Raw genomic sequence first — 3,666 nt, 5'->3', positions numbered from 1 at the left:
ACGGCTAACGAGAACAACACCACCGTCGACATGGGCTACTACAAGCCCGCGTCGCTGGGCGACAAGGTCTTTGTCGATGTCAACAAAGACGGTCAACAGGACAGTGGCGAGCCCGGCCTGCCAAACGTGACGGTCACCCTGCTCAGCAACGGCACTCTGGTGGCCTCCACCACCACCGATGCCAGCGGCCTCTACAGCTTCACGGGTCTGACCCCGGGCCTGCCCTACTCGGTGAGCTTCACCAGCCCGACGGGCTACACGGCCACCACGCCTAACGCGGGTAACGACGCGACCGACAGCGATCCGGTCAACGGCCTCACCGCACCGGTGAGTCTGACCTCGGGCGAAAACAATCCCACCCTGGATGCAGGCTTCTACGTGGTACCGGCCATGAGTGTGACGCTCACCAGCGCGCCGGTCTGTAACTCGGCCACCAACAACTACACGGCCACCGCCACGGTTAGCCTGACGGGTGCCAGTGCCGGTACGCTGACCATCACCGACAACGGTGTCAGCATCGGCACGGTGAGCGTGACGGCGGGGCAGGCCACGGCCACGGTGAGTGTGACGGGTCTCAGCGACGCGGCCAGCCACACGCTGGTCGCCAGCCTCAACGGCCTCTCGGCCAGCACGGTCTACACCGCGCCAGCCGCCTGCACGGTCTGCTCGCTGACGGCGGTGGCTAATGCCGTTTGCACCAGCACCGGTGCTACCATTACTCCAACCGTTACGGGCGGAACAAGCCCATTCAGCTACAGCTACGCCGGACCAACAATGGGTGTCGCGGTCGTTACTAAAGACGCTACTCATCCCTATTTCGGCGTAGGATCGACGATGGGGTTGGCCATTGACGGTATTCAGGGTAAAGAACTGACCTTGATACGGGGTGTTACCTATACCTTTACCGTTAATACTCCAGGCCATCCGTTCGTCTTTACGACTAGTCCGGTGGGGGGCTTTGCCAATACCAGCCAGGATATCACTGTGGGTGTAACATCTGGTTCACTGACCTTTACACCAACGGCCGCTACCCCCGACTTGATTTATTATAACTGCGATGTACACGACAACATGGGCTGGAAGGTCAACGTGGTTGACGCCCAGGCCAACGGTGTGCTAACACAGGCTATGAACGGGATATACTCGCTGACGGTGACCGATGCTACAGGCTGTTCAACTACCGCAACAACAACGGTGAGCTGCCCCTGCGGCCTGACGGCTACAGCAACGCCTACAGTTTGTAACTCGGCAACTAACCAATATTCGGTATCGGGCAGCATCAGCCTGAGTAACCCTTCCGGTAACGTCGTGATTGTTTCCGACGGTAGCAAGACAGTAAGCCTGCCGGTATCAGCTACGACGACTAGTATTGCTTATTCACTGACGGGCTTGGTATCGGATGGCACCAGCCACACGGTCACGGTGAGTCTGGCCGGTTGTGGCACGACCAGTGCTATTTATTCGGCCCCGGCTTCGTGTACAGTGGGCCTGAGTGTGGTAGTCGGCACGCCGGTTTGTAACAGCCTGACCAACAACTACACTGCTACAGGTACCGTCTCACTGACCAACGCCAGTGCCGGTACGCTGACCATCACCGACAACGGCACTAGCCTGACCACCATCACCGTCTCGGCGGGTCAGACCACAGCCAGCTTCTCGGTATCGGGCATCAGCAACGCCAGCAGCCACACAGTAGTAGCTACGCTGAATAATGGCCTGGCTGCCAGCACGGTCTACACCGCGCCAGCTGCCTGCACGGTCTGCTCGACCAGCCTGACCACCACGGCCCTGGCCAACGGGCAGGTCGGCACCGCCTACAGCCAGACCCTGACGGCCGCGGGCGGCACCGCCCCCTACAGCTTTACAGCAGTGGGTAACCTGCCAGCGGGCCTGACGCTCAACCCCACCACGGGTGAGATCAGCGGCACGCCCACCAGTGCTACGACCAGCAGCTTCACCATCACCGTGAGTGATGCCAAGTCCTGCTCGGACAGCCAGCCCCTGACCATCACCGTGGGCAACGCACCGGTCTGCTCCCTGACGGCCACGGCCACCCCCGGCAGCTGCAACACGACCACCAACACCTACACCGTAACGGGTAGCGTATCGGCCACCAACACGGCGGTCAACAACGCCACCACCCAATCGCTGACCATCACCGATGGAACGGCCCAGACGGTGGTAACGCTGACCGGCGACGGGCCGGTGAGCTATACGCTGGCCGGGCTCAACTCAGACGGGGCGGTGCACACCGTCATGGTCATGAGCAGTGCGACGGCCTGTGGCATGGCCAGTGTGACCTACACCGCACCGGCTTCGTGTACAGTGGCACCCAAAGCCAGCCTGGGCGACTATGTCTTCGAGGATGTGAACGCCAATGGTATTCAGGAACCCACCGACAAGCCCATCCCCGGCGTGACCGTCAGCCTGCTCTCCTCGGGTACGCTGGTGGCCTCCACCACCACTAACGCCAGTGGGCTCTACAGCTTCACCGGCCTGACCCCAGGGGTGCCCTACAGCGTTAGCTTCACCGCCCCGGCCGGCTTCACGGCCACCAGCCAGAACACGGGCAGTGATGACGCCCTCGACTCGGATGGGGCACCCGCCACCGGCCTGACGGCTCCGGTGACGCTGACGGCCAACGAAAACAACATCACCGTCGACATGGGCTACTACCGCCCGGCCTCGCTGGGCGACAAGGTCTTTGTCGATGTCAACAAAGACGGCCAGCAGGACAGTGGCGAGCCCGGCCTGCCAAACGTGACGGTCACCCTGCTCAGCAACGGCACTCTGGTGGCCTCCACCACCACCGATGCCAGTGGCCTCTACAGCTTCACGGGTCTGACCCCAGGGGTGCCCTACAGCGTCAGCTTCACCAGCCCGACGGGCTACACGGCCACCACACCCAACGCGGGCAACGACGCGACCGACTCCGATCCGGTCAACGGCCTCACCGCGCCGGTGAGCCTGACCTCGGGGGAGACCAACCCGACTCTGGACGCGGGCTTCTACGTGGTACCGGCCATGAGCATCACCCTGACGAGTGGTCCGGTGTGTAACTCAGCCACCAACAACTACACGGCCACCGCCATAGTTAGCCTGACGGGCGCCACGGCGGGTACGCTGACCATCACCGACAACGGTGTCAGCATCGGCACGGTGAGTGTGACGGCGGGGCAGGCCACGGCCACGGTGAGTGTGACGGGTCTCAGCGACGCGGCCAGCCACACGCTGGTGGCCAGCCTCAACGGCCTCTCGGCCAGCACGGTCTACACCGCGCCAGCCGCCTGCACGGTCTGCTCGACCAGCCTGACCACCACGGCCCTGGTCAACGGGCAGGTCGGCACCGCCTACAGCCAGACCCTGACGGCCGCGGGCGGCACCGCCCCCTACAGCTTTACAGCAGTGGGTAGCCTGCCCGCGGGCCTGACGCTCAACCCCATCACGGGTGAGATCAGCGGCACACCCACCAGTGCTACGACCAGCAGCTTCACCATCACCGTGAGTGATGCCAAGTCCTGCTCGGACAGCCAGCCCCTGACCATCACCGTGGGCAACGCACCGGTCTGCTCCCTGACGGCCACGGCCACCCCCGGCAGCTGCAACACGACCACCAACACCTACACCGTAACGGGTAGCGTATCGGCCACCAACACGGCGGTCAAC

At 63.1% G+C, this 3,666-nt stretch carries 1 protein-coding gene; it reads left to right on the top strand.

Features of this window, described 5'->3' with window-relative positions:
• Positions 1–3,666, top strand: a 3,666-nt coding sequence (locus tag B1C80_RS27970) for an SdrD B-like domain-containing protein (protein ID WP_201723601.1), incomplete at both ends; no start/stop codon positions are given.

The organism is Spirosoma sp. 209 (genome assembly GCF_002006735.1).
GTDB classification, from domain to species: Bacteria; Bacteroidota; Bacteroidia; order Cytophagales; family Spirosomataceae; genus Spirosoma; species Spirosoma sordidisoli.
The sequence above is the reverse complement of the archived record's forward strand: the minus strand, read 5'-3'. Positions and strand labels throughout refer to the sequence as shown.